Annotated in this window: 20 protein-coding genes; 13 read left to right on the forward strand and 7 right to left on the reverse strand. The window is 38.8% G+C overall.

Going from position 1 to position 25,815, the window contains the following annotated elements; genetic code table 11:
* Nucleotides 1-249 precede the first annotated feature (249 nt).
* Genes B9A18_RS01380 through B9A18_RS01390 form a run of 3 tightly spaced genes read left to right on the forward strand, consistent with a single transcriptional unit; the run spans nucleotide 250 to nucleotide 3,631 of the window.
* Nucleotides 250-1,689 carry an ATP-binding protein gene (locus B9A18_RS01380; RefSeq protein WP_159452572.1) on the forward strand — a complete coding sequence of 480 codons (1,440 nt, stop codon included), beginning with the start codon at nucleotides 250-252 and terminating at the stop codon, nucleotides 1,687-1,689.
* Nucleotides 1,690-1,740: 51 nt separating this feature from the next.
* On the forward strand, nucleotides 1,741-3,306 hold the full coding sequence (locus tag B9A18_RS01385; RefSeq protein ID WP_084286876.1) for an FAD-dependent oxidoreductase: 1,566 nt from the start codon (nucleotides 1,741-1,743) through the stop codon (nucleotides 3,304-3,306).
* A gap of 31 nt (nucleotides 3,307-3,337) precedes the next feature.
* Nucleotides 3,338-3,631 (forward strand): hypothetical protein, encoded by a 294-nt coding sequence (locus B9A18_RS01390; RefSeq protein ID WP_159452573.1) that lies wholly within the window; start codon nucleotides 3,338-3,340, stop codon nucleotides 3,629-3,631.
* A 427-nt stretch (nucleotides 3,632-4,058) separates the two neighbouring features.
* Here the strand turns inward: B9A18_RS01390 and B9A18_RS25595 are convergent, their stop codons facing one another.
* From B9A18_RS25595 to B9A18_RS01400, 3 genes are all read right to left on the reverse strand, one after another.
* Nucleotides 4,059-4,316, reverse strand: a complete 258-nt coding sequence (locus B9A18_RS25595) for a recombinase family protein (RefSeq protein ID WP_317048216.1) — start codon at nucleotides 4,314-4,316, stop codon at nucleotides 4,059-4,061.
* 190 nt (nucleotides 4,317-4,506) lie between these two features.
* Entirely contained in the window at nucleotides 4,507-5,409 is a 903-nt protein-coding gene (locus tag B9A18_RS01395; RefSeq protein WP_084286878.1) for a prohibitin family protein, read from the reverse strand.
* A gap of 180 nt (nucleotides 5,410-5,589) precedes the next feature.
* A complete protein-coding gene (locus tag B9A18_RS01400) occupies nucleotides 5,590-7,527 on the reverse strand; it encodes a KUP/HAK/KT family potassium transporter (RefSeq protein WP_084286879.1) in 1,938 nt (645 codons plus the stop codon).
* A gap of 160 nt (nucleotides 7,528-7,687) precedes the next feature.
* Here B9A18_RS01400 and B9A18_RS01405 point away from each other — a divergent pair, with 160 nt between their 5' ends.
* The 4 genes from B9A18_RS01405 to B9A18_RS01420 all read left to right on the forward strand — a co-directional run bounded on the left by B9A18_RS01405 (nucleotide 7,688) and on the right by B9A18_RS01420 (nucleotide 12,046).
* Nucleotides 7,688-8,077 (forward strand): MCP four helix bundle domain-containing protein, encoded by a 390-nt coding sequence (locus tag B9A18_RS01405; RefSeq protein ID WP_084286880.1) that lies wholly within the window; start codon nucleotides 7,688-7,690, stop codon nucleotides 8,075-8,077.
* 125 nt (nucleotides 8,078-8,202) lie between these two features.
* Nucleotides 8,203-8,886 (forward strand): potassium channel family protein, encoded by a 684-nt coding sequence (locus tag B9A18_RS01410; protein WP_084286881.1) that lies wholly within the window; start codon nucleotides 8,203-8,205, stop codon nucleotides 8,884-8,886.
* Between the two features lie 219 nt (nucleotides 8,887-9,105).
* A complete protein-coding gene (locus B9A18_RS01415; protein WP_084286882.1) occupies nucleotides 9,106-11,613 on the forward strand; it encodes a cation-translocating P-type ATPase in 2,508 nt (835 codons plus the stop codon).
* Between the two features lie 76 nt (nucleotides 11,614-11,689).
* On the forward strand, nucleotides 11,690-12,046 hold the full coding sequence (locus B9A18_RS01420) for a hypothetical protein (RefSeq protein WP_235005207.1): 357 nt from the start codon (nucleotides 11,690-11,692) through the stop codon (nucleotides 12,044-12,046).
* On the opposite strand, the gene B9A18_RS01425 is transcribed toward B9A18_RS01420, so the two are convergent.
* From B9A18_RS01425 to B9A18_RS01440, 4 genes are all read right to left on the reverse strand, one after another.
* Nucleotides 11,963-12,928: a 2-hydroxyacid dehydrogenase gene (locus tag B9A18_RS01425; protein ID WP_084287418.1), complete on the reverse strand. Its 966-nt coding sequence runs from the start codon at nucleotides 12,926-12,928 to the stop codon at nucleotides 11,963-11,965. The genes B9A18_RS01420 and B9A18_RS01425 overlap by 84 nt on opposite strands.
* Nucleotides 12,929-13,058: 130 nt before the next feature.
* A complete protein-coding gene (locus tag B9A18_RS01430) occupies nucleotides 13,059-14,000 on the reverse strand; it encodes a 1-phosphofructokinase family hexose kinase (protein ID WP_084287419.1) in 942 nt (313 codons plus the stop codon).
* A gap of 35 nt (nucleotides 14,001-14,035) precedes the next feature.
* Entirely contained in the window at nucleotides 14,036-16,594 is a 2,559-nt protein-coding gene (locus tag B9A18_RS01435) for a cation-translocating P-type ATPase (RefSeq protein ID WP_084286884.1), read from the reverse strand.
* Between the two features lie 214 nt (nucleotides 16,595-16,808).
* Complete coding sequence (locus tag B9A18_RS01440; RefSeq protein ID WP_084286885.1) at nucleotides 16,809-17,648, reverse strand: universal stress protein; 840 nt, start codon at nucleotides 17,646-17,648, stop codon at nucleotides 16,809-16,811.
* 991 nt (nucleotides 17,649-18,639) lie between these two features.
* Here B9A18_RS01440 and B9A18_RS01450 point away from each other — a divergent pair.
* The 6 genes from B9A18_RS01450 (at nucleotide 18,640) to B9A18_RS01475 (ending at nucleotide 25,771) form a co-directional block, all read left to right on the forward strand.
* Complete coding sequence (locus tag B9A18_RS01450; RefSeq protein WP_084286887.1) at nucleotides 18,640-19,083, forward strand: HYC_CC_PP family protein; 444 nt, start codon at nucleotides 18,640-18,642, stop codon at nucleotides 19,081-19,083.
* A gap of 74 nt (nucleotides 19,084-19,157) precedes the next feature.
* Nucleotides 19,158-19,637, forward strand: a complete 480-nt coding sequence (locus tag B9A18_RS01455; protein WP_084286888.1) for a DUF3347 domain-containing protein — start codon at nucleotides 19,158-19,160, stop codon at nucleotides 19,635-19,637.
* Nucleotides 19,638-19,699: 62 nt separating this feature from the next.
* Nucleotides 19,700-20,275, forward strand: coding sequence for a DUF3347 domain-containing protein (locus B9A18_RS01460; RefSeq protein ID WP_084286889.1), 576 nt, complete (start codon nucleotides 19,700-19,702; stop codon nucleotides 20,273-20,275).
* A 4-nt stretch (nucleotides 20,276-20,279) separates the two neighbouring features.
* Nucleotides 20,280-20,744 carry a heme-binding domain-containing protein gene (locus B9A18_RS01465; protein WP_084286890.1) on the forward strand — a complete coding sequence of 155 codons (465 nt, stop codon included), beginning with the start codon at nucleotides 20,280-20,282 and terminating at the stop codon, nucleotides 20,742-20,744.
* Nucleotides 20,745-20,747: 3 nt separating this feature from the next.
* Nucleotides 20,748-23,234, forward strand: a complete 2,487-nt coding sequence (locus B9A18_RS01470; RefSeq protein WP_084286891.1) for a multicopper oxidase domain-containing protein — start codon at nucleotides 20,748-20,750, stop codon at nucleotides 23,232-23,234.
* 14 nt (nucleotides 23,235-23,248) lie between these two features.
* Nucleotides 23,249-25,771: a heavy metal translocating P-type ATPase gene (locus tag B9A18_RS01475; protein ID WP_084286892.1), complete on the forward strand. Its 2,523-nt coding sequence runs from the start codon at nucleotides 23,249-23,251 to the stop codon at nucleotides 25,769-25,771.
* Nucleotides 25,772-25,815: the final 44 nt, after the last annotated feature.

The raw sequence follows: 25,815 nt of genomic DNA on the forward strand, positions 1-25,815 counted from the left end.
CACTTGCTTTGTGCATTTTCGGTGCTAAGCATCTTCTTGTTTTGCTTATATTTTTTTCAGGAGCAGAATATTTTGCTTTATCGAATTAGCTTATTGATGGTCCTTTTCATTTTAGGATTAATTATGCTCTTAAGTAAGATGCCCTGGAAAAGAGTTGGACATTATTTCATATTATGCTTAACGTGTTTTATTTGGTCTAACTTACTGATTTTAAAAAACGGTATAAATATCGTTACAGTGCAATACGTGATGATGATTGTTACAGGGGGATACTACATCCTTGGAGCACGTTGGGGGCTGGTTTATTCATTGTTGAATACCATGCCTGTAATGTTGCTAATTGCTATTCAGGAATTTTATAGCGTTGTTCTCCTTTCGGCAACACAAAATGTAAATATATATGCCTATAACTCCTCCATTGTCATAAATTTTCTCCTCCTCATTTTTATCCATTATTATTTTTTTGAGGCATTTAAAAGATCCAGTCAGAAGGAACAACGTTTAACTACTAGTTTAAAACGTTCCCTTTTATCAGCGACAAAGATAGCAGAAGACAAAACCAATTTCCTTTCGACCATGTCACATGAACTACGTACACCTTTAAACGCAGTAATTGGTATGACAAACATTTTATTAGAAAGTGATCCCAAACCCCAACAAAAGGAAAATTTGGAAATACTCCATTTTTCTGCTGAAAACCTAATGGTTACAATTAATGATATCTTAAGTTTTAACAGGCTGGATGCAGGAATGGAAAAACTGGAGTACACTGCCTTTCGACTAGATAAGTTACTTCTGAATGTTTATGGGGCACTAAAGCTCAGAGCTTCTACAAAGGGAATTAAATTTTTTCTGGAAATGGACGATCGTCTAACTGGGGTAACTGTTCGAGGCGATCAAAGTCGGCTAACCCAAATTTTTTTTAATCTTGTCGGAAATGCTATTAAATTTACCTCAGAAGGATTTGTCAAAATCGAAGCGAGCGTAATCCAGGAAGAAAACGAGGCGGTTACAATTAAATTTGAAGTCTCAGATTCCGGTATTGGAATTCCGGAGGATCAGACTGCAAGTATATTTGAACCTTATTTCCGTGCAGTAAACCACAACGAAAGGCAATATCATGGTACCGGTCTTGGATTAAGTATCGCGCGAAGATTAGTGGATTTGCATGGCGGAAAGTTAACATTCAATAGTAAGGAAGGTATTGGTACAACTTTCAATTTTGAACTAACACTTATTACAGTGGAGCCTCCTAAAGAGAACTTAGCTTTAAGTACTGAGGAATCATCTGTTCAGATTGACCACTTACGTATTTTAATAGCCGAAGACAACGCAGTGAACGTTATGGTATTACAAAAAACATTGAAACGCTTTGGCTTGACCGCTGATGTTGCAGAAAATGGTCAGATCGCCATAGAAGCTTTAGAGGCGAAAAACTATGATGTCATTTTTATGGATATCAACATGCCTGTTATGGATGGTTTTGAGGCTTCCAGATTGATTCGACAGATGACGCAAGTAGAAAGGAGGAATGTTTATATTATAGCTTTAACTGCCTCAATTGATATGTCGATCGAACAGCATCCTGAATTTCAGTATCTGGACGATTTATTATTGAAACCTTTTTATCCTGCAGAACTGAAAGAAAAGCTTGAACAGATAGCAAGTAGAAAAATTCCCCCAAGATGATATTTGGGCCTATGCGACCGCTCTTCAAATTCTTTCTAAACTAAATTGATTATGGAAAATAGCAAACAGAATGCTTCATTAAGAGACAGTTGCAGTGTAAGTCCCTGGCAGAACTTTGTGGTTGATTCTTCCGAGAAATTGATCGTAGCGGAGGTTGACCTTGATAAGATGTATGATTGTCTGATTATTGGAGCTGGCATTACTGGCATCACAACTGCGTTGCTATTACAGCGATCTGGACAAGCCTGTATCATTGCTGAGGCGCAACAACCTGGATTCGGAACAACAGGAGGGACTTCAGCACATCTGAATACATTTTTTGATGCTACTTATGCGGAGGTTGAAAGTGATTTTGGAAGAGACTCAGCTACATTGTTGGCTCAGGCAGGAAAAGAGGCTTTAAGTATCATTAAGGGTTTTGTTAAGGATTTGAGTATCGACTGTGACCTGGAATCTAAGTCTGCATGGCTATATGCCGAGAATGAAAAGGAAAGTAAACAACTTAAGGAAATTCTGGAAGCCTCAAAAAGGGCAGGGGTTGAGGTAGAAGCTGATGATAAAAATATAGTACCGGTGCCCTTTGATTCTGTAATCCGGTATGATCAGCAGGGACAGTTTCATCCTTTGAAATATATTCATGGCTTACTGGCGGAATTTATTGCGTTGGGTGGTTTGCTTCTAGAGAATGCCCGGATCAGGGAAAACATTATTGAAGATGGTATACACACCGCAATATCTAATGATTTAACTATTAAGGCGAAAAATCTGGTTTATGCAACACATATTCCTCCTGGAGTAAATCTGATGAGTTTCAGAAATGCACCTTACCGGAGTTATGTACTTGGCCTGAAATTGAAAGACGAAAATTATCCGGACGGGCTGGCTTATGATTTACAGGAACCTTATCATTATTTCCGAACCCATATAATTGACGGACAAAAATACCTGATTGTCGGTGGAGAAGACCATAAAACCGGTCATGAAGATCCGGAACGGGCATTCCAGAACTTAAAGGAGTATGCAAGCCAGTATTATGAAGTGGAATCGGTGGCCTACCAGTGGTCGGCGCAATATTATGTGCCCGTTGATGGTTTGCCTTATATCGGGCAGTTGCCAGGCGTCGCTGATGGGATTTATGTAGCTACTGGTTTTAATGGAAATGGGATGATGTACGGAACGCTTTCCGGAAAGATCATTTCTGATTTGGTTTTAGGGAAGGAAAACGAATATACCAGTTTGTTTAGCCCCTCCAGGCTGAAACCTGTCGCTGGTTTTACAGATTTTGTGAAAGAAACTGCGGATGTGGTCTGGCATTTTTTTTCTGATCGTTTTTCCTCGGAGGAACTTCAGGAGCTAAATGACCTTAAACCAGGTGAGGGAAAGTTAGCGAAATTTGAAGGAAGACAACTGGCAATTTATAAGGATGATTGTGGTAAGGTAACGGCTTTGAATCCCATCTGTACCCATGCCGGATGTACAGTTCAGTTTAATGCTGCGGAGCAGAGCTGGGATTGTCCATGTCACGGTGGTAGGTATGATGTTTCCGGTAAGGTGTTGAATGCCCCCCCGACAAAAGGTTTAGATGCTGTATTAATTAGTTATGATGTCCGGCCGTGAAAATCAGGATGAGTTTTTAATTTATCAGTAAATGTGCTTTTCAATAGGATATATGTGCACGACTGCGTTTTTGACGAAACTGGAAGTGGAATTCGCTTTAAAACCCGTAGGCCTCATGGTGGTGGCGCCGAAAATGGATTTAAAGGACGCAACAACGGAAAAGAATCCTGCGGTCTCCTTATTTGGTGTTGCTGGAATTCCTGCAAAGTTTGTGATCGATGGGAGTGGTCATATTCGTTTCAAAATGAGTGGATTTGGAGGAACTAATGATAGTGCAGTAGCTGAACTTTCAGCAATGATTGAGTTATCACGAAAATCAATTTAGGCTTCGCCAGTCACCCCATCTTCTTCGTCTGAAGTCAGATGATCCAAAGCCACTATACGCTTCAAATCTGACGCAAAAGTGTTCGAGATTTTGACGATAGGGGACACTTTGGAAAGAGGGAATTTCAGCGAGGAGACTCCCTCTTTTTTTTATTTATATATCTGATATTCAGGTTTTTGTGATTTCTGTGGGTTGGTTGATTTTTGACATCTAAAATCGTAGTGTTTTTAGAGATTTTTAAGTGTGATTTTGTTTAATGTACTGATATATAGTTGTTTGATTTGTTTTTTTATCAAAATTCTAAAAAAGGGTTCGATGTCCGGAAGGGTATACTGAGGATATTACCAATTTTAACAGCTCCACACCCGCCGGAGTAATCATCCAAGTGCGCAACAAATCCGAAAACAGCTTGTTCGTTTTAACTGCATTAGCGCAGCCCACAAGTGGAGCTGCAATGGTAATAATAGTAGTGTTGGTACTTACCTTTTGAAGAACTGCCGGACAGCATCCTATTGCATCTGTTGCATTTAATAAAGTTCCTTAGCGGTAGTTTCTCCAGACATATGATCTTTGCAGCCGGAATACGCTTTTTTCCCTGCAAAATGTCCTGCACATCATAAAAAAGGGATTCAGAAATCAAAGGCTCATGCGTAGCATCTACTGTATAGGCTTCTTCGTCTTTTATGCTTTTTTATTTCCGTTTTTTTGTTTTTCAGCAGCATATCGGTAACTCCTGAAAATGCGGATACGACAAAAACCCTGTTGTATAAATCATCATCATTACACTCAAATAAAATGATATTTTTTATGACATCCTGAGGGCACTCATTGAAGTGCCTCCGATCTTTTCTACTGTTAACATGTAGGTATTATTTTCAGTTTCCGCCTAAAATTATGGGGTTTTTCCCATTTCCCATCATTATGATCTTGGCATTTGGGGAAAGTGCTATGGCTTTCTGTGCCTGTATGGATTCGTATTGCAGCTGTTTGTCGCTCAATCCCGTCGACAGGATGCGTTGGTAGTCGGCAATGCCCTGTGCTTCTACACGTTTTCGTTCAGCTTCCTGCTTCTCTTTCTGTAAGACAAATTGCATCTTCTGGGCATCTTGCTCTGCATTGATTTTAGATTCAATTGTTTTTTTGACCGATTCGGGCAGGGTAACATTTCTGATCAGGAGTTGTTCGAGTTGCAAGCCGCGTTTGGCAAAACTTTGGTTAATGGTTGTAAAGATCTTATTTTGAAATTCCTGGCGTTTGGTTGAGTATAGCGCTACTGCCTCATAGGAAACTGCATTGTCGCGTATAGCCGTGCGTGCGATCGGGCGGACAATCTTGTCCAGATAATCATCGCCGATTTCTTTAAGAATCCTGGGCGCATCCTTAGGTTTTACACTAAACAGTACAGAGAGGTCTATAGTTACTTCCAGTCCATCAGAAGTTAAGATACGAATGGCGTCATCGCCTGACTTACTGCCTTCATCGTGGACTGCAGACATGGTGTAATTCTGGGTTTTAACATCAAAAGGGGTGACCTCTACCAGGGGATTAATGAAATTCAGACCGCTGTAAAGTACATCATTATCCACTTTTCCGTATAAGGTCTTTACTCCGACCTGGCCTACACCAACTACTTTAAACATGGAGAGAGCGGCACCCGCTAAAATTATAACTATACCGCCTGCACGGATAAGTGTACTGAACCTGGTTAGCGGACTGTCCCCGCGACCAATGAAATAACTTAAGATGGTGATGAGTACACCTAAGATGATAAGGAACATAAGAGTTGTTTTTATTTGTACCAAGGGCACAGCAAAGCAAGTGCCTGAACCAGTCATCTTCTTAAAACAATAGCTTAAGTGTTCATAATAGCTATTTTTTTCTTGTTGATATCATATGTAAAATAATGAAATCCTTTCAAAATGGAGTGCTTCTTTTCATTTCGAAAAAGTTTTATAAGCTTATTTGATCCTTTTCATTTGAATCGGATCCGGAACATCAACGATCAGGGGAACTTGTTCAATGCTAACAAAACTTGAATCTAGTCCAAAGCCTCTTCTTTCAGAAATACTCAAGAATTTAAGTATTTTATGATAAGAAACGGTTAATCTTTCAATAAAACTAAGACTGCTGGAGTTGGAAAGGATTTTCTCGATGACAACAAAACGAAAATCGCCTGGTATTTTTTGTGCCTTTAAAGACTCATACTTACTGGTGATGTCAATTTCTCCACTTTTTACCAGTTCTTCTACTACTTTTCTGAACAGGACATTTATCCGCTGTTCCACCCTGAAACCTAGTCTGAAATCTATTCTGATAAGCTTTTCCGGAATCATATGGTCTACTTCGTACTCCATTGTATAAGGCTCATCTGTTACATCTACGTGTAACAACCAATATACATCTGCTCTTTTAGGATGCTTTTGAATAATGGAATAGATAACAGAAGATTCAACCTCACTGTTAAAATTGGCACTGGTAAGATAGACTAAGTTAGAGGCATATTTAGCAATAGAGTTATCAGTACTGATACTTTTAATCAAAGGGTAGAACTCTTCGATATCCACAAATTTCATATATCTGTTTCTGATTCTGCGGCCATTGTACCACGCCCACATCACTGAGAATAACACCATACCCAGAATTAAGGTAAACCAGCCTCCATGAAGTATTTTTGCTGCATTTCCCGCCAGGAACGTAAGCTCAATAATCCCATAAATCAAGAGGAATATCGCGATGATATATTTCGGAACTTTTTTCCTCATCAAGAATACAGATACCAGAATGGTAGTCATTAGCATGGCAACTGTTATAGACAGGCCATAGGCTGCCTCCATATTTACAGATTTCTCGAAGATTAGCACAACAATAATACACCCGGCCATTAAGATCCAGTTCATAGAAGGAACATAGAGCTGTCCTTTTTGCTCACTAGGATAATTGATTCTCACTTTTGGCCAAAGATTTAATCTAACGGCTTCAGCAATTAGTGTAAATGAACCGGAAATAAGAGCCTGACTAGCTATTGCAGCTGCAATAGTTGCTATGGTTATTCCATAGATCAGGAACCAGTTTGGCATTAATTGATAGAAAGGATTAACATCCCCCAAATGGGTGCCTTGCAGCTTCCAAAGCCATACACCCTGGCCCATATAGTTTAAGATCAGACATATCTTTACATAGATCCAGCTGGCTCTGATGTTAGAGCGTCCGCAATGACCTAAGTCTGAATACAAGGCTTCGGCTCCTGTGGTACATAAAAACACCGCTCCGATAATTAAAAACGCTTCAGGATTAGTGGTCAGTATGTGATAAGCATAATAAGGATTAATGGCTTTTAATATCTCTGGGAGCTCCATAACGTGTATCAACCCTAATAAAGCGATCATGGTAAACCAAAGCCACATGATAGGGCCGAAGGCCCTGCCCACGAGGGAAGTCCCAAATTGTTGTAAAATGAACAGGAAAATGATAATGGCCAGTACAATAGGTACGGTAGGCAAATCCTTATAGATCAATTGTAGCCCTTCAATAGCTGAAGAAACAGTTACGGCGGGAGTCATTATTCCATCAGCCAGTAATGCAGCCCCGCCAATCATGGCAGGTATAATCAACCATTTTGCTTTACGTTTAACTAAAGAGAATAAAGAAAAAATTCCACCCTCCCCTTTATTATCCGCTTGCAAAGTAATAATCACATACTTAATGGTTGTTTGTAGGGTGAGCGTCCAGAATATACAGGATAATCCTCCAAGTATAAGGTCCTGCGTAATTAGTCTGTTCCCAATTATAGCCTTAAAAACATAGAGCGGCGAAGTACCTATATCTCCATATATTATTCCCAAACTTATTAATAAACCGGCTGCGCTTAACTTTTGAATATTTTTATGATCACCCATGACATTTAATTACGGCGGCAAATGTATAAAATAATATGTTGTTTAGAATCAACAAGGTATAAGCCCGCGATAATTCGTACATTAATAATCGATTTAATAATGAACAGCATAGTTTTTGTGGGAAATATTATTTAGTTGGATAAAATTAATTCATAATGACATGAAAATAAAAACAAAATTGCGCCTTGCATTTGGATTATTGTTCATAATAGTCCTCTCTTTCGGAGGAGTTTCTCTGTACTATATGAATAAGATGGCCTCAAGTTCAAAAAACATTCTAAAGGATAATTACGAAAGTCTGAACTACTTGGGAAAGATGAGAAAGATACTCGACGATAAACAAATGCTTATTATGACCGTTAAAAATTTCATTGCATCTAAAATAAGAAAAATAATGAATACTAGCTATTTCCTTTGCAATATTAGGATTGACAAAATTGTAGAGGAAGATCCTTTTATAATCTCCACCTGTTGTAAATCTAGTGGGGCAATTTGTAATAGGCTTTGGGAATTTAGGCCAACTAAAAATTTAGGCTTTTTTAGTTTATGACAAAATGATTTGACAGTTTGATGTTAAGTTGCAGTAAATGTTTAATTTAGATTGTTTCAGATTTAATAAATATATAAGCTGTTACCTCTATTTTATTCAGTTCATTAATCTAAACCGTACTGCCATTGAAACGGATCATCAATAAAGTAAAGGAGTATTGGCATTCAGACACCAGCTTTATCACGTTATTGGTAATGCTATTTTTTATGGTATTTATTATGCCCGTTTTGTTAGAGGGAGCTGTAGTAAACATTTTGTTATTAAATATTTTATTCTTGACGCTGTATTTTATTGGCATTTTTTCAAGCGAAGACAACTGGAATATATATGTATCGTTATTTCTATTCTTAGTGCATTTGATTTTGCTGATGATTCGATTTAACGATACGCCTAAAGAATACTATTTGATAGAGCGGTTAGTTGGTCTTGTTAATATGGGGCTCTTCGTCTTTATTAATTTAAGGTTGTTATTTCGAAATGCAGAGCGTAATATTTATAGAGTGATAGGGGCGGTAAATGTTTATCTTTTATTTGCCTTAATGGGGGCTTTTGCTTTTGAGATTTTAAAAATTCAAACCGGTAAATCGATAGCCGGAAATATTAGCTTGCAAAATAACGATACTGATTATGCTGTTTATGTTTATTATAGCTTGGTATCTTTAACTACTGTGGGCTATGGCGATATTTATCCCAATGGAATGGCTTCACGCATGCTTTCAGTTTTGCTTTCTGCTGTTGGTATTTTATATCCTGCTGTTGTTATTGCTAGGTTGGTTACAAATAGCATTGTAAGTAACAAAGAACTTTAATCTTAGTTTCCAAAGTTATAATGAGACTTCTACCTTTTCTATATACTTTTTTCAGCTAAACGGGCTATAGAAACGAGCGCTCCGTTGTAGGATCAATAGCTGATTGTAACTCATAATAATAGCTTTGTTGAGAAGTTGGGGAGAATTATCGAAATGGATGACAGCTGGGTTGTGAATTAATATTTGTTTAAATTAGTTATATCTAAACCGTTGTATGCGATGCAATCAAATGAAATAGAAGGCTTAAATGAAAATCAAGTTGATGAATCCAGGAAAAAGCATGGCAGGAATTCATTTACGCATAAAACTGAATATAGTTTTTTAAAAAAAATCATAACGCTACTGACCGAACCAATGGTTATTCTGTTGTTAATAGCCTCGGTTATATACTTCATTACCGGGAGCATTGGTGATGGGCTTTTCTTAGCGATAGCTATAGTTTTAATAACTGCTATTTCATTGTATCAGGATTCAAGGAGCAGGAATGCCTTAGCCGCGCTTCGGGCATTAACTGAACCCAATTGTAAGGTAATGAGGGAGGGGCAAACCATTCAGATTAAAAGTAAAGAGCTTGTTGTTGGTGATATTTTAATCATAGAAGAGGGGGTATTTATTGCAGCGGACGGCCTAATCGTTCGGTCAAACGATTTTTCTGTAAATGAATCCTTACTTACCGGGGAGTCTTTACCTGTCTATAAGGATGCCAACCAGGCAGATAACCTGGTGTATTCGGGTACTACTGTGGCTAGTGGTTTGGCTATTGTAAGGGTTAGTGCTATTGGAAATGAAACAAAACTTGGAAAAATAGGAAAAAGCCTGGACAGTATCAGCGAAGAGAAAACGCCATTGGAATTGCAAATCAACAATTTTGTTAAGAAAATGGTGTTTGCGGGTACTATTGTTTTCTTTATCGTTTGGGCAATTAACTTTTATAACTCAAGAGATGCATTAGATAGTTTAATGAAAGCCCTTACCCTTGCGATGAGTATTTTGCCGGAAGAGATTCCGGTCGCTTTTACCACTTTTATGGCTTTAGGGGCCTGGAGGTTAATGAAAATGGGAATCGTGGTGAAACAAATGAAAACTGTTGAGACGCTGGGTAGTGCTACGGTGATATGTACAGACAAGACAGGAACCATTACCGAAAATAAAATGAGTCTGGCAGGTCTTTATGAGGCAACGCAACAAAAAATTACAAATCCGGAGGACGAACTTAGTTTAGAAGAGAAAGAGCTGGTCAGAATGGCAATGTGGGCAAGTGAGCCTATTCCCTTTGATCCAATGGAGATTGCACTGCATACTGCCTATGCAAAGATGTTTGCTGTAGATGAAAGGCCTCTGTATAAAATGAGACACGAATATCCTTTGGGAGGGAAACCTCCTATGATGACACATATATTTCAAAGCAATGCCGGGGATCGTATTGTAGCAGCGAAAGGAGCTCCGGAAGCCCTATTAAATGTCTCCGATTTAAGTGCTGATTCGAAGGAAGAAGTGGAAAATGCAATTACGCTTTTGGCAAGTAAAGGCTATCGTATCCTGGGGGTGGGGGAAGCGATTTTTTCAAGTGATGATTTTCCTGCCAAACAACAGGACTTTAAATTTGAGTTTAAAGGATTAGTGGCATTTTACGATCCTCCGAAATCCAATATTCAATCTGTTTTTGATTGCTTCTATACCGCGGGAATTGCAGTGAAAATTGTGACCGGTGACAATGCGACTACAACGGGTGCCATTGCCCGTCAGGTGGGGTTTAGGGGGGCGGAAAACAGCATAAGTGGTGATGAGCTGATGAAACTCACGGACCGTGAATTAAGACTAAAGGTAACCGAAGTATCCATTTTTACACGGATGTTTCCCGAAGCCAAACTTAAGATCATTAACGCCTTAAAAGCAAACAACGAAATTGTTGCCATGACTGGAGACGGCGTTAACGACGGACCGGCACTAAAAGCTGCACACATTGGTATTGCTATGGGAAAAAAAGGAACCGAGATTGCCAAACAGGCAGCTTCTTTGATACTTGTTGATGATGATCTGGAGAAAATGGCGCTTGCTGTAGCTGTAGGAAGAAGGATCTATGCCAATCTCAAAAAGGCTATTCAGTACATTATATCTATCCATATACCGATCATTCTTATCGTATTTATTCCTTTGGTGTTAAGATGGGTGTATCCAAATATATTTTCACCAGTTCATGTTATCTTTCTTGAGCTGATTATGGGACCCACCTGTTCCATCATTTATGAAAATGAACCTATTGAGAAAAATACGATGCTGCAAAAGCCCAGGCCGTTTAGCAGTACGTTTTTTAATGGGAAGGAGTTGTTTACCAGTATAATTCAGGGTTTAGCTATTGCCATGGCCACACTTTTTACATACAGGTATACAGTTGATTTGAATTATACTGAGGCCGTGACCAGAACAATGGTATTTACCGTATTGATCACAGCAAATATTTTTTTAACCTTGGTGAACCGGTCATTTTATTACAGCATTTTCACTACATTGAAATACAAGAATAATCTGGTTTTGGGAGTCATTGCCGTAACTGTTTTCATATCAGGTTTTCTGATCTATAATAACACATCATCACGCCTATTTAGATTTGAATCACTTAGTTTCATGCAACTGGGCTTGAGTATGGGAATTGGATTTTTAAGTGTAATTTGGTATGAACTGGTTAAATGGAGCAAGAGGAACAGGATGGAAGGAAATAGTATTTAATGTAGCTTTAGTTATATAAAATGGAATCAAAAATTATTCAAGCTGTTGAGGCTGCCCAATTTTTCGTAGAAATATTTTGCCGATCGATGTAGCACTTGTGCAGGTATCTCCTCCCGACATTCATGGATATTGCTCATTAGGTACTTCAGTTGATATAGCGAGATCTGCTGTAGATACAGCCAGAATGGTGATTGCCCAGGTAAATAAGCGAATGCCCAGAACGCATGGTGAAAGTTTTATTCATGTCGACAAGTTTAGTGCCATGGTTTATCATGATGCAGAATTGCCAGTAGTGGATTATTCCTCAGATGTTGATGATGAATCATCTGCTACTACCATACTGCAAGTATTAGATTTTGATGCTTACACGATCCCAACGGTTCAGAATTTTTATGGTTTGAGTAACGATCTCATGAAGCGCTTCATTGGTTAGAAAGGCCTGATGCGGGCTGATCAGAACATTCGGATATTTTAATAATTCTGAAAGTATTGGATCTCTGACTTCGTCTGCTTCATGGTCTTCAAAGAACAGACCCTTTTCAAATTCGTATACATCTATTCCTAAATAACCTATTTTACCACTTTTCAGACCTTCTAATGTGGCTGTAGTTTTAATTAAATCTCCGCGACCTGTATTGATGATCATTACACCTTTTTTCATTTTACGGATTGTGTTTTCATTAATCATATACCTGGTTTCGGAATTTAGCGGGACATGAAGTGAAATTACATCTGATTTTCGGTAAAGTGTATCGAGGCTAACCCATTCCACATTTTTGATATCTTTTGTTTGGGTGTCATAGCCTAATATTTTACAGCCTAATCCATGGAATATAGGAACTGTTGCTGCCCCAATGTGTCCAAGTCCTATTAAGCCAACTGTCTTTCCGTAAAAATTAAAACCTGTCAATTTATCCAGACAAAAGTTAAATACCCGGCATTGCTGATCTGCCTGAATCAAATGACGACTTAAGGCTAAAGCCAAGGCTACTGCATGCTCAGCAATCGCCTGCGGAGAGTAAGCAGGAATATTAGCAACCTTAATTCCTTGTTTCTTAGCGGCCTCTAAGTTGATATGGTCCATTCCAACAGATCGGGTAACTATATACTTTATTCCAAGAGCAGCTAGTTTGTTGATAACGGGAGCAGTTACATCATCATTTGTAAAAACGATTACAGCATCTTTTTCCTTTGCATATTTACATGTATCTGTATTTAATGTCTCAGAGAGGAATGTAATATCATGTTTTCCTCTGTTAGCCTTGATTAATAGATTTTTTTCAACAAGTTTGGTACTGTAAAATATAGCTTTCATGAATTTTGAATTATAAAGGGTAGCACTCCATTCAAAACTAGCCAATTGGTTGTGCATTCGGAATGATGATCATCACACTGCAAATTGATTAGGCTCATATTTCTAAAGGACAATAGTCTATTTTTAATGATTATATAGCATGTGGTGGTTCCATATTTTGGTATATTTTTTTTACATCATTGAGGTGGCATAGTTCAGTACCTTGATTCATAGTGGCGGCAGTTCCACATGCTACTCCAAACCGAGCGGATTCAACCAGGTCTTTATGGTTTTGAAGACCATATACTATCCCTGCCAGCATACTATCTCCGGCTCCAACTGTACTTTGAACATTTACATTCGGTGGCGTAATCTGGTAGCAGCTGTTTTTTGTAACCAGTATTGCCCCTTGCGCTCCTAATGATACAACGATAACTTCACATTTAAATTTGTTGATAATCTCTTTTGCGGCTTCTTTCACCTGATCAATCCCGAGGATTTCCTTCCCGGTCAACGTAGCCAGTTCTTTCAAATTTGGTTTAATGAGGTAAACACCAGATGCTATCGCCTGGCTCAGTGCTTCACCAGAAGTATCAACAATTAGTTTAGCATTTTTTGATTTGGCAATCCGGGCAATTTTTACAAAAATATCAGCAGGTACTCCAGGGGGGACACTGCCACTAACTACTATATATGCTATGTCCGGTATATTATCCAGCGCTAACAAACATTTTTGATATGCCCTACCAGTTAATCTAACACCTGGCATTCCAAAGCGAAACTGTCGGTTCGTCTCAATTTCTTTTACCACAAGATTTTCTCTGGTGGCTCCTGACGTTTTTATGGGGATGATGTCTATACTTTCTTTATGAAGGAGCTTCGTGAATACATTTCCTGTACAGCCACCTTCAAAGTATATGGCTGTTGCATACCCATCAAGTCTTTTGATCGCTCTTGCTACATTAATTCCACCGCCACCTGGCTCATAAACAGGATCCGAGCATTTCAATTTCTTTTCTGGAATCAATAATGGGACGGAGGTACTTTTATCGATGGCCGGACTGAAGGTTAGCGTTATAATTCTACTATGCATATCGTGATTATTAAATCCAATTGTATAAGTTGAGTTCATCTCTTAAACATAGCCTTCTCGATTTCAACAGCAAAAAAAACTAACGAGGATGAGCCTGCAACTAAAAGAAATTCTTTCATACTCAAAGCCTCAGTTTGAAAAATGGTTTGAAAGAATGGAGTGTAAGTAATTACAAACTGTAAAAATAAAACTATTAATACAGATCCAATAAGTGGTTTATTAGAGAATATACTTCCTTTAAAAAAGGATTGATGTTCAGAGCGAATAGCTAATAGATGGCCCATTTGACTTAGACTTAACACATTGAAAACAATGGTTTGCCAATGTAATCCATTGTTTATAGCCCAACCTTGCATGGTTAAGGTAACACCAGCCATAAGAATACCAACCCATACCATATGAATACCTCTTCCGTTGTCAAAAACGGTCTCCTGAGGGGATCTTGGTGGTCTGTTCATGATGTTTCCTTCTTCTTTTTCGAAGGATAATGAAATAGCTGGTAAACCATCAGATACAAGATTTATCCAAAGAATGTGTATGGGAAGGAGCGCGATAGGCATTCCAAGCATAGGGCCTAACAATAAAACCAAAAGCTCACTTAGATTCGTTGTCATAAGATACTTAATGAATTTAAGGATATTGTCATAAATCCTTCTTCCTTCCCTTACCGCTTTTATAATGGTTGAGAAGTTGTCGTCGAGCAAAATCATGTGTGCTGCTTCTTTAGCAACATCAGTCCCGGTAACACCCATTGCTATTCCAATATTTGCCCGTTTTAGAGAAGGTGCATCATTTATACCATCCCCTGTCATTGCTACATAATAACCTTTCTTTTGTAGCATTTTTACGATTCTTAACTTTTGTTCAGGTGAAACCCTTGCATAAACTTTTATCTTATGGACTTTGGCTAAAAAACTATCCTCATCCAATGCCGTCAGCTGTTGTCCTGTTATAATCAAATCATCCTTATCATCCATTATACCAATACGCAGTGCAATTGTTTTTGCCGTAACGAGATGATCGCCTGTAACCATAATAGGCACAATTCCTGCGGCTTTGCATTCCGTTATTGCCGCTAAAACCTCTTCCCTTGGCGGATCAATAATTCCTGTTAGTCCTAAGAAAAGCAACTCGTTCTCTTGAATTTTGTCGTCTATTTTTAGGGGGAATTCGTCCCAATAGCGATAAGCAAAGCCTAAAATTCGCTGGCCTGTTGCTCCCAGCTTATCTACCTCACGGAGCATGATATCCTGATCTACGTCTATACATCGAGGCAGAAGAATTTCAGGCGCTCCTTTTGTAAAGGAAATTATTCTATCCCTGTGACGATGAAAAGTGGTCATTAGTTTCCTGTCAGCATCAAATGGAATTTCAGCCAATCTGGGCCAGTTTTCAATATTTATGTGATTTTCTTTTGCCACTTCACTTAAGGCAACTTCTGTACTATCTCTTTTTGTATAATCACAATCTAATCCGACATCGTTATTCAGTGCAAATGAATGCAACAGTAAATTTATTTTTTCCTCATGTCTATTGGTATACAGGTCCTTTCGATTATATAGCTTATTATTTATGAAGACTTCCTCAACATTCATTTTGTTTTCAGTCAACGTACCCGTTTTGTCCGTACAGATGTAATTAACAGAACCTAATGTTTCTACGGCAGGCAGTTTTCTGATAAGTACATTAAATCGTATCATTCTCTTTGCAGCAAGGGCTAATGCAATAGTTGTTACAGCCGGCAATGCTTCGGGTAAAGCCGCGACCGCAAGTGAAATGGTTGTGAGTATCATTTTAATTAAGTCTTCACCACGAAGCCATCCTGCAATAAAAAATATAATGCTTAAAAATAAAATCAGGATGGATAGACGTTTCCCAAGAGCGGCTAAACGTTTCTGCAGGGGTGTTAATGTCTCTTTTTCCTGGAGCATCCTCGCTATCAAGCCTAATTCAGTTTGCATACCCGTAGTTGTTACAACTCCCATGCCTCTCCCATATGTAACAAAAGTGCCTTTAAAAGCCATGTTCTTCCTATCACCAATTGGTAATTCGTCAGTTTCTAATGAGTCAGAGATTTTATCGATAGCATTAGATTCACCTGTCAATGCCGCTTCCTCGATTCTTAGATTGATGGATTCAATAATCCGTAAGTCTGCTGGTACTTCATTTCCAGCCTCTAATAGAAGAATATCACCAGGAACTAATACTGTTGCAGGTGCCCACATGATGTTTCCGTTGCGAATCACTCTGACCTGGGTGATTGATGTCTGTTTTAAAGCCTCCATTGCCTTTTCAGCACGGTATTCCTGGAAAAAACCTATAATAGCATTGAGGAAAACAATAATTAAAATAACAATAGTATCAGCAAAGTCTCCAATGATCCCGGAAAAAATTGCCGCAGCCAATAAAATTAAAATCATTAAGTCTTTAAACTGCGCCAATAGCATAAAAAGAATATTATTCGCTTTTTTACTATTCAGTTCATTAGGTCCAATTTGAAGTAGTATTTCGTCAGCCACATTTGAGCTTAATCCGTTCCTATCTGTTCCCAACAATTCAAAAACCTCAGTTATGTCTAATCTATGCCAGTTCATACTGTTTCTATATTTACAATAATAAATTGTACTCAGGTTAATCCTTTAGTGTATGATGACTACAGATGCAAGCTCATTAATTTTTCCAAAGGTCAGACAGGATGGTACTGCCAGTACAATCAAGCCGAGAATCAGAACCGATGCTAATGACTGTTTTTCTTAACAAATTCGAAAAGAAAACCGCAATTAGTCCTATACAATGGATAACTTGTTTTTAATGATGGGCAATAAATAATGGCACATTCAAATTATTCATTAATACATCTGCCAAGCTAGGTTTAAACCATCTTGAGAATTTACTTCTTCTATAGGCACCCAACACAATAAAATCATTTTTTCCAGATTCAGTTAAGTAAGCCAGTATTTTTTCATCAGCGTTTCCATGGAGAAGTTTATAGTTTGAATTTGGGAAATGTCTGCTTATAAAATCTGTCATTAATATAGTGCCAGGTAAATATCCGTTTTCAATATTTCCTTCATTAACACTTAGAATTTCAATGGGAAGATCTCTCCAATCAGTAAACAGATAATTAAACATTTTTATTGCGTAGATGGAAGATGGACTCCCATCATATAGCAATACTATTTTTTCAGGTGCTTTAAAAGTATTAGGGCTTACAACTACAGGACATTGTACATCCGCCAATAACTCTTTTATGAAATTGGTTGGTTTTTGATCATCATGCCAGGTAAATTTCTCACATTCGTTAATGATGATAAGATCTGCAAATATACTTTCATATTGCAGTTCAACTAATGCAAGACTATTATCCCTATGGACGGCATATTCGATTTTAGCCTCTTCACATAATCGTTGAAATTGATGCACTGACTCGTCTCTTTGCAATTGATCTTTTTCATTCAACTCTTTCATATCTTTTTCAGGCTCTGAGGATACTTTTAGTACCTTGGTGAGGTTATAGTTGTGATAAAAAAAAGCATCCAGAAAAACACCCGTTAAGCGACTGCCAGACTTTTTTGCTAATAGCAAAGCATATTCAAAGGTGCTTTTACTTAGGTTGTATCCGTCAAAAATTGCCAGGAAATTTTTCATAATCTATAAGTAAATATTTGATCTCATAGTTCAGGTTAAAATTGGGGAAGCTAAAGTGTTTTTCTCTTGAGTTTAGTAAACTTCTCTGATGTTCCTGCTCTGAAAGTTTGATATTTTGTAAATGAATTTCCATAATGATTGGAATATGTTCACTAATTCTTGTTTTTATTCCATGGAACTGAATAATGAACAAATAATCAGTAAAAAGGTTTGATTACTACATGTCCTGATTTTAAAAAGAGTTAAAGCATATTGCTGAAAAAAACAAATTAGTTTTTCTTTGGCAAGGCCTTGGTTAAAGAGAACCATCTATCTGCTTAGTCTGATTTATTTGCATTGTTTCATGCTGTCTTTCAGATAAGATTTTTCGCTCTGGAAATACGTCAATGTCTTTTTGATAGTATAACTGGGGAGTGGGGTTACGATACTTTATTGCCTTTGCTGGTCATGATTTAATATTTCCTGAACTCAATGATTATATAAAAATTATTTACTAAGTGGCGGGTATTAGTAGGACTGGAAGACCTATCTCAAGAAATACGGCTGTAAGCTATTACGCTAAGCTGAGACATATTTTAAGAATTGCCAATAAAGCTATCCTGACTGGACCTACAATTTGTTACGGGAAGTACGAGGAAGGGAATTTAAGTCGGAAGATCTGAGCGCTAGGTGCTTGGTCAAGGGAAGGACACATATTTACCAAGCCCGGCAGCCAGTTTTGCGACTACTTTGCCTCAAAAGGAGGTCCACACTTTTGACGAAATGTACATACTAGAGATAAACTCTTTTTTTAGCACATCTCTAGTAGAGATAAATGTGTTTTTTTTGTATTTAGAGTTATGAAGGATGGTTCGAATTACGGGAAGGGTGAGTTAACGGGAGTCGAACTAAATAATATTATCTCTGTTGCTCTTATTGCACCATAATTATATAAGAAAATAACACAATTATGTAAATTTAATAAATATAACTTGATGTAATTTTGATATCAATGAAGAGAAGACTGTCCATCCCATTAAAAGCAATGTTTTTACTGGTCGTGTTTTTATTAAACACAGTGGTTGGTTTTGCCTGCGCCGTTGGTATGGAAGATAGAAATACGTCGAATCTAGACTATCATACGGTTAAAGATACGCATACACATGAACATAATGGTCCAGATCATAAGGATCTAACGGATCATCACAGGTCTAAAAAGGAAAAAGATCATTGTTGTAAGGACGAAGTCACAAAACTGTTAAAGGAAGACAAGGTTTCGCCTTCCAAAATAACATTCAGTATACAACCAGTTACCTTTTTCACGCTGCTTCCTACTTATTGTCAGTTAGATGTTTTGGCATCCTCTGTATATCAACCTAGTACTAAATCTTTCGTAAGAAGCTATCATCCACCCATACGGGATATACGGATAAGCATTCAAAGTTTTCAGATTTGATTTAATGATTTCATAGTTTTAACATGAAGGCGCAGTCTTTATGCCTATATTTTCATATAAAAATCAAATCAATCATGAAAAGGATATTTTTTTTAGTTGCATTCTTTGTAACCTCACTTGTGCAATATAGCATTGCCCAAGACCATTCTGGTCACACCCAATCGGGCGACCTATTAAATCTTTACTATAACATTAAAGATGCCCTTGTAGCAGGAAATGCCAGTCTTGCAGCCTCAAAATCAGGTGAGTTGGTCAAGGCACTGAATACTTCTAGTGAAAAAACAGTAAGCAAAACAAACAAAGCTTCATTGTCGGAACACGCAGGTATGATTGCTCAAAGCAAAGACCTGAAAAGTCAACGTGAACATTTTGCAAGTCTTTCGGACGGAATGATTGTGCTTGCTAAATCTACGAAGCTATCTGCTGAACCTCTTTACCAGCAATATTGCCCGATGAAAAAGGCCAACTGGTTAAGCCCCGAGAAAGCAATTAAAAACCCATATTATGGCAGCTCGATGCTGACATGCGGAAAAATTGTAGAAACTATCAAATAAATCATTTTATACTTTGCCCCAAGCTTTTTGCCTTGGGGCTTTACCCACTATAAAAAAACATCATGAAAAATATCATATTAAGCATGGCTACGTCGATCCTTTTTTTAGCCGCTTGTAACAATGAAACAAAGAAAACCGAGGCGACTTCCGGTGCTGACAGTACATCAATAACCGCTGTAGATACTACTTTAAAATCACAAAAGGAATCACCGATCCAGAACATCCTTAGTGCTTATTTACAATTAAAAAATGCACTTGCAAAAGACAACGATAAAGATGCCGCATCTTCAGGTAAGGCATTGGAGACTGCGTTTGCAGACTTTGATAAATCAGCGCTGCCAGGAGACAAGGCTAAATTATATGATGATATAGCTGCCGATGCAAAGGAACATGCGGAGCATATAGGTGCGAATGTTGGTAACATTAAGCATCAGCGTGAGCATTTTGAAACTTTAAGCCAGGATGTTTACGATTTGGTGAATGCATTCGGTGCAGGACAGAAACTCTATGTTGACCATTGCCCAATGTACAATGAGAACAAAGGTGCAAATTGGATTAGTGAATCAAAAGAAATCAGCAATCCTTATCTGGGACAGTCTATGCCAACATGTGGCACTGTGAGGGAAGAGTTAAATTAAAAACATGAAAAGGATCAAAGCTGTAGCGCTGGCCTTTCTGATCATTATCCTTGCCATTCAGTTCTTGCAGCCTGCCCGGAATAAAAACGGGCAAGCTGTAAGTAAGGATTTCAGTAAGGTATTCACAGTACCCGGAAATGTACAAGGGATACTTAAAAAATCCTGTTTTGATTGTCATAGCAATCAAACGGAGTACCCCTGGTATACTTATATCCAGCCTGTAGGTTGGTGGATGGACTCACATATCCGGAAGGGAAAAGAAGAACTCAACTTCAGTGAATTTGGGAGTTATTCTAAAAGAAGACAAATGAGTAAACTGAAGTCAATTGGTGAAAGCATTGAGAATGAGACCATGCCTTTGCCGTCATATACACTCATTCACAAGAAAGCAAGGCTCTCGAACGAAGAAAAAGATCTAATTTTAAATTGGGTCAAAAATACAAGGAACAGTTTATCACTAAAGCCTTAGACCATGAAAAAGATATTAATAATCTTTTTAATTTTTTGCTTCGGTCAGCTGTCATTTGCTCAGCACGAGGGCCATGCACCCTCACAACAAAAGCAACAGCCCGTCATCTATACTTGTCCGATGCACCCCGAGGTTCAGCAATCGAAGCCTGGTACCTGTCCAAAGTGTGGAATGGCATTGGTCAGGAAAAACAAAGCTGATCAATCTAAAACTCCTGTCGAAAATCCAGAGGTTCAAAATGAGCGTATACAAAAGGCAGGACACAAAATCGAAAGCTCAGGTCTGAAAGCCAATCCAAAAACAGTTAGGTATGATCTTTATGTAAAGGATACCACCGTTAACTACTCCGGCAAAACAAAAAAGGCCATTGCCATTAATGGTAGTATTCCTGCTCCAACATTGACCTTTACAGAGGGAGATACCGCAGAAGTTCACGTTCACAACATGATGCACATGGAAACCTCGATACATTGGCATGGGGTATTCCTGCCAAATAAAATGGATGGTGTTCCTTACTTAACCCAAATGCCAATCAAGCCCCATAGCACTTATATCTACAAATTTCCTGTTATTCAAAACGGAACATATTGGTATCATAGCCATACCAAACTACAGGAGCAAAGCGGAATGTATGGGGCGCTAATTTTCAATAAGGTAAATGAGCCAAAAATACCAGCTATCCCCGTAGTATTGAGCGATTGGACAGACATGAACCCACATGAAGTAGAAAGGTTCCTGCATACGGCTAATGACTGGTTTGCCATTCTAAAAGGGACAACTCAAAGCTATGCGGAAGCAATTGGAAAAGGTTATTTTAACGTGAAAGTTAAAAATGAGTGGAAAAGAATGAATGCGATGGACGTTAGTGATGTGTATTATGAAAGGTTCCTTAGCAATGGTAAACCCACTATAGCATATCCTAAGTATAAGGCAGGAGATAAGGTCAAATTACGCGTGGTAAACGGAGGCGCTTCCACTTATTTCTGGTTAACCTGGTCAGGTGGTAAGATCACTGTCGTGGGGAATGACGGGAATGACCTAGAACCTGTTGAAGTTGACCGTCTGATCATAGCGACAGCAGAAACCTATGATGTGATTGTCACTATTCCCAAAGACATGCAGTATGAATTTCTTGCTACGGCAGAAGACCGGACAAAATCTACTTCTCTATGGTTGGGTAGCGGAATGAAAATGCCAGCGAAGCCATTGGGCAAACTGAAGTATTTTGAGGGGATGAAGATGATGAACGGAATGATGAAAATGAACGGGGATATGGAACCAATGGGCATGGAAATGAGCAATCAGCAAATGGATATGAACAATGTTATGTACCCGGAAATTACCGGAACCGATTACGGCAGATCCAAAGCAAAATCCGGAAAGAACAAGAGTATGGACATGAAGGGGCATGAAGGGCATGACATGTCAGCGATGGATACCAAAAGCATGCCTGGAATGGATACGGGGGCAGATGATGCTGACATAGTAACGCTGAATTATGGCATGCTGCGTGCTACAGAAAAAACAACTTTGAGAAAAGGGCCGGAAAAGCTGCTCCATTTTGAGTTGACGGGGAACATGGATCGTTATGTATGGGCATTAGACAACAAAACAGTTTCAGAATCTGATAAAATACTCATCAAAAAAGGTGAAAACGTAAAGATCATACTGTTTAATAATTCAATGATGCGCCATCCCATGCACCTGCATGGCCATGATTTCAGGGTATTGAACGGACAGGGAGAATATGCTCCATTAAAGAATACACTGGACATTATGCCCATGGAAACAGATACACTGGAGTTTGCAGCAACAGAAAGTGGGGACTGGTTTTTTCACTGCCATATTTTATATCACATGATGAGTGGAATGGGGCGGATATTAAGTTACGAAAACTCGCCGCCAAACCCCGAAATACCCAATCCTAAACTCGCACAGCGAAAACTTTTTAGTGATGACAGAATGTTCCATCCTATGTTAACTTTAGGATTGGAAAGCAACGGAAGTGACGGTGAATTTATGTTAGGCAATACCCGTTACCGCTTTTCTACAGAATGGCGTATTGGGCTAAAAAGACATCATGGAAATGAAAGTGAAACCTATTTTGGGCGTTACATAGGAAAAATGCAATGGCTATTCCCTTTTATTGGTTTTGACTACCATTACAATCCTGTCAGGGATGAAAGCGAGGAGAATATGTTTGGACAGCTCAGTAACCAGAAAAACAGAAAGACATTTGTTGCTGGGCTGCAGTATACCTTGCCGATGCTAGTTGTTGCCGAAGCAAGAGTAGACAGTAAAGGGAAACTTCGTTTTCAATTAAAACGAGAAGATGTACCGATTACCAGCAGGCTGCGGTTAAACTTCAGTGCAAATACCGATAAGGAATATATGGCGGGTTTCCGTTATATCGCTGCTAAGTATATTTCCTTATCCACACATTACGATAGCGACATGGGATATGGAGGAGGAATTACTTTAACCTACTAAAGAAATCGAGCATCATGAAACATACTTATAAAATTACAGGAATGACCTGCCAGGGCTGTCGAACCAAGGTAGAAAATGCATTGAATAGTATTAGTGGAGTTTCCGCAGAGGTTACGCTGGAGCCTGCTGAAGCCACGATCACAATGGACAAACACATTTCAACTGAAAAATTACAGGGAGCAATATCCGCAGTGGGAAACTATACCATTGAAATGATTAACCATGCAGTGAAAACAGAAAATCAGCACTCGCATGGGCATGCAACACCAGTTGAAGTTAAGCCACCATATCACTCTGATCTCGGGGATAAATATTATTGTCCTATGCATTGTGAGGGAGAAAAAACATACGATAAGCCAGGCAATTGCCCGGTCTGCGGAATGGATTTACTAAAACAACCCTCGTTAAAAAAGGATGTAAAATATACCTGTCCAATGCATCCTGAAATTATTAAGGATGGGCCTGGTTCCTGCCCGATATGCGGAATGGACTTAGTGCCTATGGCTGGGAATCTTACGGAGGAAGAGGATGAAACTTACGGAAAACTACTTCGGAAGTTTAAGATAGCTGCTTTTTTTACCGCCCCAATTTTCGTCATTGCAATGACAGAAATGATACCTGGTAATCCTCTGTTTAAACTGATGGATTTGCAATACTGGAACTGGGTTCAACTGGGACTTTCAATACCTGTAGTTTTTTATGCAACATGGATGTTTTTCGAGCGTGCATGGCGGTCTGTAGTCACATGGAACTTAAATATGTTTACCTTGATCGGAATTGGTGCGGGGGTGGCCTGGCTCTTTAGCCTTGTCGCCCTACTTTTTCCTGATGTTTTTCCTGACCAGTTCAAAACACATCATGGTACGGTTTACGTTTATTTCGAGGCAGCAACAGTTATCCTCACCCTCGTGTTACTTGGACAGCTTCTTGAGGCCAAAGCACACGGAAGAACCAATAGTGCAATTAAAGAGTTGCTCAAGCTTGCGCCTAATAATGCAACCAAGGTTGTCGGTGACAAGGAAGTTCTGGTATCAATTGATGACATACAAAAAGGCGATATGTTACGGGTAAAACCCGGTGAAAAAATTCCCGTAGATGGAAGTATTAAAATCGGGGAAGGAACGATTGATGAATCCATGATTTCCGGCGAGCCCATTCCAGTAGAAAAGAAGCCCGGTGATAAAGTCAGTTCAGGCACTATTAATGGCAATAGAACTTTTGTCATGTTGGCCGAAAAAGTAGGCTCAGAAACCCTACTTTCCCAGATCATTGAAATGGTCAATTCTGCAAGCCGTTCAAAAGCACCTATTCAAAAGATGGCAGATAAAATTTCCGGTTATTTTGTACCTGTTGTTGTTTTGATTGCCATCGCCACATTTGCAATATGGGCAATTTATGGCCCAGAGCCTGCCTATGTTTATGCTTTTGTAAATGCCATTGCGGTATTGATCATCGCCTGTCCATGCGCACTTGGACTTGCCACCCCAATGTCGGTAATGGTTGGTGTTGGAAAAGGGGCTCAATCAGGCGTGTTGATAAAAAATGCAGAATCTTTAGAGAAAATGAACGCAATAGAGGTGCTTGTTATTGATAAAACAGGGACTGTGACAGAAGGCAAACCTTCAGTGGAAAAGGTGGTCAGTGTAAACCCTGATTATTCTGAAAAGGACATTCTACAGAGAATTGTAGCTTTAAATGGTAGTAGTGAGCATCCTTTGGCACAGGCAACATTAAAATATGGCGAAGAAAACAAAATTGGTATTAGGCCAATTTCAAATTTTGAAGCCGTAACGGGAAAAGGAGTTACCGGGGTATTAGGTGATGAGCATTTAGCTCTTGGTAACCAAAGGTTAATGGAACACGTTAAGGCCGAAATTACATCTGAATTGGAGGGGCAGGTTAAGGAGGCTCAAAAACAGGGTAAGACCGTTTCCTATTTATCTGTAGGCAATAAGGCAGTAGGATTTGTAGTGATTTCTGACAAAATAAAAGAGTCGAGTGCAGCAGCTATTCATAAACTTCAACAGGAAGGCTTAAAGGTTATAATGTTCACAGGAGATAATGAAGATACAGCGAGAGCAGTTAGCGGAACCTTGAATTTGGATGGCTTCAAAGCCGGGATGCTCCCAGAGGATAAGTTGAATGAAATAAAAAAACTACAGGCCGAAGGTAAAAAGGTTGCTATGGCAGGTGATGGAATAAACGATGCTCCTGCATTGTCACAGGCAGACATAGGCATAGCGATGGGCACCGGAACAGATGTGGCAATCGAGAGCGCAGCAATAACGCTCGTTAAAGGCGACCTTAACGGGATTGCTAAAGCTCGCCAGTTAAGTCATAAGGTCATGGGGAATATTAAGGGCAACCTCTTTTTTGCTTTGGGGTATAATGTATTGGGTATTCCTGTCGCCACAGGCATTCTATATCCTGTTTTTGGTATTTTACTTTCCCCAATGATCGCAGCACTGGCTATGAGCTTCAGTTCAGTATCCGTTATACTAAACTCGTTAAGACTTAGAGGTGCGAAAATTGATTAATAATTCTAATAAATTGAATGCTATGGAAGACGATAGAAATTTTA

This window comes from Pedobacter nyackensis, assembly GCF_900176505.1.
GTDB lineage: Bacteria > Bacteroidota > Bacteroidia > Sphingobacteriales > Sphingobacteriaceae > Pedobacter > Pedobacter nyackensis.